The organism is Candidatus Schmidhempelia bombi str. Bimp, from assembly GCF_000471645.3.
GTDB classification, from domain to species: Bacteria; Pseudomonadota; Gammaproteobacteria; order Enterobacterales; family Orbaceae; genus Utexia; species Utexia bombi.
This window is the reverse complement of sequence record NZ_AWGA01000021.1, coordinates 1-8105: the sequence shown is the minus strand read 5'-3', so window position 1 is coordinate 8105 and position 8105 is coordinate 1. Positions and strand designations below refer to the sequence as shown.

Annotated in this window: 7 protein-coding genes; all 7 read right to left on the bottom strand. The window is 36.3% G+C overall.

Annotated elements, in window-relative coordinates; all coding sequences use genetic code 11:
• Positions 1-1784: glucans biosynthesis glucosyltransferase MdoH (gene mdoH / locus O970_RS02225; protein WP_024495559.1), on the bottom strand; the 1784-nt coding region annotated here is incomplete at its 3' end.
• A 184-nt stretch (positions 1785-1968) separates the two neighbouring features.
• Entirely contained in the window at positions 1969-3534 is a 1566-nt protein-coding gene (locus tag O970_RS02220; protein WP_024495558.1) for a glucan biosynthesis protein G, read from the bottom strand.
• A 390-nt stretch (positions 3535-3924) separates the two neighbouring features.
• A complete protein-coding gene (locus tag O970_RS02215; RefSeq protein ID WP_024495557.1) occupies positions 3925-4689 on the bottom strand; it encodes a DUF484 family protein in 765 nt (254 codons plus the stop codon).
• A complete protein-coding gene (dapF, locus tag O970_RS02210) occupies positions 4686-5510 on the bottom strand; it encodes a diaminopimelate epimerase (protein WP_024495556.1) in 825 nt (274 codons plus the stop codon). Before dapF ends, O970_RS02215 begins: the two co-directional genes overlap by 4 nt.
• A gap of 43 nt (positions 5511-5553) precedes the next feature.
• Positions 5554-6819 carry a diaminopimelate decarboxylase gene (gene lysA / locus O970_RS02205; protein ID WP_024495555.1) on the bottom strand — a complete coding sequence of 422 codons (1266 nt, stop codon included), beginning with the start codon at positions 6817-6819 and terminating at the stop codon, positions 5554-5556.
• Complete coding sequence (gene lptM, locus O970_RS02200; RefSeq protein ID WP_105291829.1) at positions 6816-6944, bottom strand: LPS translocon maturation chaperone LptM; 129 nt, start codon at positions 6942-6944, stop codon at positions 6816-6818. The genes lysA and lptM overlap by 4 nt, the downstream gene beginning before the upstream one ends.
• Before the next feature lie 684 nt (positions 6945-7628).
• Positions 7629-8105, bottom strand: a 477-nt coding sequence (locus tag O970_RS02195; protein WP_024495553.1) for an SDR family oxidoreductase, incomplete at its 5' end; no start/stop codon positions are given.

The window sequence follows — 8105 nt, the reverse complement described above, 5'->3', positions numbered from 1 at the left end:
TCGCGCCATGTCAATGCGTCATCGTGGCGAGCGGGCGATTTCCAATGAATTTTACGACCAATTAAGGCTTTTATCACAAAGCTACTATGATAGATCATACGTATTGGCGCTAAAATCATCGAAAAGACTATTTCCAATAATATAGAGCAAGTAAAGGGCAATATGCCTCCAACGGTTGATGGTTTTTGTTTGATTAATACCAGCACATAACTAGCTAATTTCGGTATAAGTAATAGTGCAAATGTGGTACCGAGTAGCTGTAGCGCTAAATGCTCATTCCAACGCGGCCAAACTGGATAAAGTTGATTGGGGTGTAGAAAGTAATGCGGCTGATCCACATTAAATAGGAATAATAGTAAGGTCGAAAAGAGTAAAAATAGTAGCCATAATAAAGAAGATACATAAGCCATTGCACTCGTAATAAACATAATACGCTGGACAACTAACAGACCAGGTTTAAATAGTGCTCTTAAATTAATTAAGTTACCCACACACCAACGGTTATCGCGTTTTAAATCTTCAATAATATTAGCGGGCACTTCTTCATAGCTACCTTGTAAATTATGGGCAATCCAGACCTGCCATCCAGCACTTCTCATTAATGCGGCTTCCACCAGATCATGAGAGAGAATATGGTGCGGTTTACCGCGTTTATTAAATGGTGTCAAGATACAATGTTCAATAAAGGGCTTTAACCGAATAATCGCATTGTGCCCCCAATATTGGGCTTCACTTAATTGCCAGTAATGCACACCACTACTAAAAATATCACTATAGGTTTGATTGGCAAATTGTTGTATACGCCCATATAATGTCCGCATACGAATTGTTTTAGGGGGCGATTGGATAATACCAGCATGCGGTGTCATCTCCATCATTGCTATCATATTACTGATACACTCACCGGTCATCACACTATCAGCATCTAGGATAATCATATATTCATATTGATGACCAAAACGGCGGCAAAAATCATCGATATTACCGCTTTTACGTTTTACTCGTCGTTCTCGATGGCGGTAGTAGATTTGATTATTCACATTTAATTCATTGACCAAATCAGCCCACGCATTGAGCTCATTGGCATAAATATCAGGATGACTAGTATCACTTAAAATATAAAAATCGCATACTGGTAACTGTCCAGTTTGATCAAGGGATTGCCATGTCGCCTTTAAGCCCGCAAATACTCTAGCCACATCTTCATTACAAATTGGCATAACCAACGCAGTACGATGGTGAGGGTTAATATGCTGGCTAGGATTATTGGGTATAGCTAACGTAAAACGATCTTTACCAATTAACGTCACCATAATGCCCATAATCGCAGTCCAAAAGCCCAAGGATATCCAAGCAAATAGAATCGCAAATAGCATTATAATAACGGCTTGAATGGCATATGGCGTTATATTTTCTAATGCCATCATCGGATTTAATTGCCAATCATCAAAAAATCTTACTTCTTGCCATCCTTGATAAGGTAATAATGAGATTAAATAATGACTACCGATAAAAGTTTGCCCAATAATGAATAGTAATAATATAAAACGCCGAAACGTAGCAATGAAATTAAACGGTTGAATCTGATCCGGCGCCTTATTAGATTGGTACCAATAATGGGGTTTGATTGGTTGTCGAGCGATTTTAGGCGTTGTTTCAAGCTGAACTCGGTTGGAATTAAAATGACAGCACTGAAATAAATTCGGCCATTTTTTCGATAAGATTGCTTGCATTGCCGACGGGTTTAACCCCTCTTTCGTTAAATCAGCAGTAAATTTAGTCATTATATATCTCTTATGGATAGTCACAATAAATAATCAATTCGTTATTTATCATATAAAAAGTCATTTTGTTATAACAATACCTAGCCGTTTTGTGCTAAGAATCTGGACAATAAAAATCAATAAATAGTCCATGGTTAAGAATAAAAAGTTAATCCTCTACGATCTTATAATAAAATAGTGCAGATTATTGGGCGGGATACTGCGCATTCCATGTTTCTGTCAGTAATCTATCCTTGCCATCGTTACTCAGTAAACTAGCATAAATTTCCGTCGCTTTATTCATCTCTTTATTTTTAAAATGGATAATTAAACGCCATCCTTTATCAATCGGATTATAGATAAGTTCACTATTAACTAGTTCACCATTATCACTAATACTTAAATAAGGCTTTACCCCTTGTTGAGGAGATAGCTTTGCTAACTCACCACCAACAAAGTCAATTACATACGAGATAGAGCCATCTAATTGACGAACTAAATTTGCTTGTCTCACATCTCCCAGTGAGTAAAGTGTGTCTTTAACTCTGGCAATATTTTTTGGGTAGCGTGCAGCTTCATCAGATAGATAGCGAATTTGATAATGTAAATACAGCTCATCACCAGCATTAATTTGCTGTTCTGGTACCCAAAACGCTACAATATTATCATTGGTCTCATCAGGTGATGGGATTTCGATTAATTCAATATGTCCTTTACCCCAAGGATTCAGGGCTTCGATCCAAGCGGTTGGGCGTTTTTCATAATGATCGGTTAAATCTTGAAAATCTTCAAAACCATTACTGCGCTGAACTAAACCAAAAGCTTTAGGATTTTGTAAGGTAAACGTCGAAAATGCTAATTTTTTAGGATTGTTTAATGGACGCCAAATCCAACGATTATCCTGAGTTAAAATGGATAAACCATTCGAGTCATGAATGGCAGGACGATAATTGGCAATTGTTGAGGGCTGATTATGTCCATATAAATACATACTGGTTAATGGCGCCAACCCGACTTTTTCAATACTACTGCGGAAAAAAAGTTGTGATTCAATGTTGAGTTTACTCTCTTGTCCTGGCGTGAGAATAAATTTATAAGCGCCAGTCACACGCGGAGAATCTAATAAGGCATAAAAAACCAGATAGTTCTGTTTTGGTTTCGGTTTTTCAATCCAGAACTCAGTAAAACGTGGAAATTCTTCGCCACTAATAGCCCCCGTATCTATAGCAAGACCACGCGATGATAACCCATATACTTGTCCTTTGCCTATCACACGAAAGTAACTGGCACCTAAGGCAGAAAAAATTTCATCATCTGTTTTTTGACGTTGATTAATTGGGTAGTGGATTTTAAACCCTGCAAAACCTAAATGGCTATTGGCCATTTCAGTCTGATTTAATGCTGTTAGATTAAAATAGTCTGGGCTATATTGAATCTCCTGAACCCGATTATTAATAATCTCATTTATCTTTACGGGCGTATCAAAATACATGCCTTGATGATAAAACTGTAACGTAAATAGGGTATGATCCTTTTTCCAATAGGTTTTATCTGAATTAAAATAAATTTTCTGATAATCATCAAAGGCTAAGTGTTTGAACATTGAGGGGAGGTGACTTTTTGGTGCTACATAGTTTTCTTTACTCAATTGTTTAGCTTGCTCTGCCACGTTTTGCAATGAAAAAGCCAAAACGGATGGTGAGGTAAAAACAAGAAAGAGTAATAATACCCTATATCCTATTGCTTTAACGCATTGAAAAAAATTTTCCATAGTGTAACACTTAACCTATAAGGTGTTGATTCAAATAAAAATATAGCAATGATGTAAAAAGTTTATCGGATAAAAATAATCACAGATTTATATACTTAGCTTTACTAAGAAAAGATAAAAAAGATAAGCCTATATTGACATTAATAAAATTATAATCTATTCCCATTACAGAAAGATATTAATAAGCAATTAAGAGATCGTAAAAAAAAGCGCAATAATCAATAAATTATTGTCGCCAAGCTTATGAAATAAAACAATATTTATATTTAAAATTAAATATAACTAAGACGGTAATAGTTATATTTAACACATAATCTATTACCGCTGTCAGATAGCATAGCATTGCTTTGCTTTTAATGTGAAAAAGGATAAATTGACTAAAAATAACATTTACTTATCGATTCTATTTATCCAACGGCTAATGAGGATAGGTAAAATTTGACTTATTTTTTCCAGTAACAGAGTCCCTTGTCCAGTCTGATAATGATTTGGATGTCGACTACTAAATACTAACACACCCAGATCCCCAAATTGACCTAATAACGATAATGCAACCGACCCCACATAATCTTGATCAGGAAGTAAGCAGGCACACTCAGCTGGATTCAGTTGACCTAAATAGTACTGGCTATATTGTAGATAACTAATGCGAATAAAATTAAATTTTTCAGCAGATAAAGCTAAATATTGAAATTTAGAAGGGGCGGATAATTGCCATTTATCATCAAATAAATAAATATAAGCCCCCTGTAAACCCATCGATTTTGCCCAACTATTTAAGCGTTCAATTAATTCATCAGGATCATTCGCTTTTAGTAATTCTAGCTGCAAAAACATTAACTGCCCAAATAGTTTTTGATTGATAGCAGCATGATTGATTAACTGTTGAATCTCTTGTTCTAACTGTTTGATTTTATTACGTTGTCTTGCCATTATCCACTCAGGTAGTGATACCACTCCACGTACAGGGTGTGCAATACGTAATGTATCTAATTTTTGCGCATGATGAATAAAAAAATCGGGATTTTTTAATAAATATTCACAAATTTGTTTATCATGATAAGTAACTTTTTCAGCAGTTAATTCGTCCAAACTCGATTTTACAACATGACGTTGTTTATCTTTATTTATTGGTAAGCTAATATCAATACTCATAACGTTATATATCCGTCAAAAACATGCGTGGCTGACCCTGTCATATATAAAGGTTGTCCAATGCCCTGCCATTCAATCTTTAATATGCCACCAGGTAAAGCCACATTGACAATGTTATCCAATACATCTTGGTTAATACCGATCGCCACGGCAGCACAAGCCCCAGTACCGCAAGCCAGCGTCTCGCCAACGCCGCGCTCAAATACGCGTAGTTGTATGTGCTGACGATCATCTATTTGCATAAACCCAATATTGGCTTTTTCAGGAAATCGCTCATGTTGCTCTAACTTAGCCCCAATAACCGATACCTCTGCAATTTCAATATCATCCACCTGTAATACACAATGGGGATTTCCCATAGATACGACACCGCAAAAGATAGTTCGTTCTTCAACCCGTAAAATATAGGTTTTTTCTTCTTTCGTCGCTTTAAAAGGAACTCTTTGCGGTTCAAAAATGGGAATACCCATGTTGACGCGTACCGTTTCATCTTCATTAACATTAAGGATAATCACCCCTTTTTGGGTACTTACCTTTATTTCTCTTTTCTTAGTTAGTCCCTTTAATCTTACGAAACGAGCAAAACAACGCGCGCCATTACCACATTGTTCAACTTCACTACCATCGGCATTATAAATACGATAGTGAAAATCGTGCTCTGGGGAGTAAGGCGGTTCGACAATTAATAATTGATCGAACCCAATACCGGTATGTCTATCGGCCAATCGTTTGATAAGTTCAGATGATAAATGAACATTTTGCGTCACCGCATCGATGATCATAAAATCATTGCCCAACCCGTGCATTTTAGAAAAATTCATTTTTTTCACCATTCATAGTATTGGTCGATCACTATTGACCAATCTATGCGTTCGTTTTCTCTATTAGATATTCACCACGCCAAAGATCGGCATAGGTTTCTCGTTTACGAATTAAATAATGATTTTCCTCATCAACCAATACTTCAGCAACCCGAGGACGGCTATTATAGTGTGAGGCCATACTAAAACCATACGCGCCCGCATCACAAACGGCGAGCAAATCCCCCTGCTTAATGGCAAGATCACGCTTTTTCCCCAAGCAATCGCTTGACTCACAAACGGGTCCAACGATATTGTATGTAAATGATGGCATTTGACCACTTGGCTGAAGCACCGGAATAATTCGCATCCAAGCATCATATAAGGCTGGACGAACTAAATCATTCATGCCCGCGTTGACTATCGCAAAATGATTTTCTTCATGATGTTTAATATATTCGACTTGCGTCACTAATATTCCAGCATCGGCCACCATGATTCTTCCAGGCTCAAAGATCATTTCTAGATGGTCACGACCAACTAACTTCGCGCATAATGCATCAATCAATGCTTGAATTGTTGGGGGGGTTTCATTTTGATAACAGACCCCTAGACCACCACCAAAATCAATATGATTAATGATAATATTATGTTGAGCTAATCTATCCACTAACGCTAGAATGCGATCTGCTGCATCTAAGAATGGGGTTAATTCCGTTAATTGTGAACCGATATGACAATCAATACCTTCTATACGGAGATAGGGTAATGAACTGGCTTGTTTATATACTTCTTCTGCAATTTCATAGCTAATGCCAAATTTATTCTCTTTTAAGCCCGTTGAAATATAAGGGTGGGTTTTGGCATCAACATCAGGATTAATACGTAAAGAGATAGGCGCTTTTTTATTTAACCGTTTTGCAACGTCATTAATACGATATAATTCTGGCACTGATTCCACATTAAAACAACGGATATTGACACTTAAGGCCCGTTCAATTTCAGCTTCATTCTTAGCCACCCCCGAAAAAACCACTTTATTTGGATCGCCACCGGCAGCAATCACTCGCTCAAGTTCACCCTGAGATACAATATCAAAACCCGATCCAAGTTTAGCTAAAAGATTAAGTATAGCTAAATTACTATTGGCTTTCAGCGCATAACAAATTAGATGTTTTCGACCTTTTAATGCTGTTTCATACCTTTGCCAATGTTGGACAATGGCCTTTTTAGAATAAATATATAATGGTGTACCATATATCTCAGCCAGTTGCGCGACAGAGACGGCTTCTGCCATCAATTGTTGATGAGAATAGTGGAAAAAAGTCATTTATCGGCTCCATTAACCGTTGTCGACTGTTGATTATCTGGAAAATAGAGATCCCCTTTTAAACCACAACCCGACAACAGTATAGCTAGTGTTAGTATGGAGATTAATTTTATATTATGTTTCATAATAGACAAATAATTAGATATGATTATCTCTATCTTACTATAAGTCATATCAATATTCAGTAAAAGAATAGCGAAAATATTTGCCTGCTTAATTTGCACCCTTAAAAGTCGTTTGATTAACTAATGACCTAAAATTAATCTGAACATCGCTATGTTGTTTAAAGATTAATCGCATCTTGTTGATTTAAGCTATTATTCCTAGATGAATTGATCCTTATATTGCTAATAGGGTGGTGATTACTTTTTATAGTTATACCATGTTATTCATATCGCTATTCACCGACTAATCACAATAGCATTAATAATTAATTTAACTTATCCACAAATTAAGTAACATACCATTCTACAATTACTTATTATGTTAAATTTTAGACACTGATCGTTTGCTTTATGCACAAATTCTGTGAATAACCGTAAGAGCAAATGATAAAATATAAATAACAACAATTAGTTACAACACTGTTTAAAAAATAACCTACCACTATTTTTATCAGTTTATGCTTAAAATGGATCTCAGTAAAATGACGGTATCGATACCTACCCAATGTTACACCGATCATATAAACGATAAATTGATGGATTGTTATCACCTCACATTTATCGATCGCTGAAATCATCCAATAAAAAATGCCCACTCAGGGCATTTAATTAAAATAGGGTCAATCTCAATTAAGATTAAAAATACTATATCAACATACCGCCAGTAACACCATAAATCTGCGCGGTAACATAACTTGATTCATCTGAAGTTAAAAATACATAAGTCGGTGCTAACTCAGCAGGTTGACCAGCCCGTTTCAATGGCACTTGTTGGCCAAAATTCGGTATGACTTTTGTTGGTTGACCGCCACTAATTTCCAATGCCGTCCAAATTGGTCCTGGGGCCACAGAATTAACACGAATACCTTTTGGACCTAATTGTTGCGCCAATGCTTGTGTAAAAGCAGAGATGGCCGCTTTAGTTGGCGCATAATCAACCAAATTCGCACTAGGTTGATAAGCTTGGACAGAAGACGTAGTAACAATAGTTGCGCCTTCAGGTAAATAAGGTAATGCCGCTTTAACTATCCAGTATAAAGAAAAGACATTGACTTCAAATGTTTTTCTTAACTGTTCTGTCGTTAAGTCACTAATACTGTCGACTGCTTGTTGTTTTCCTGC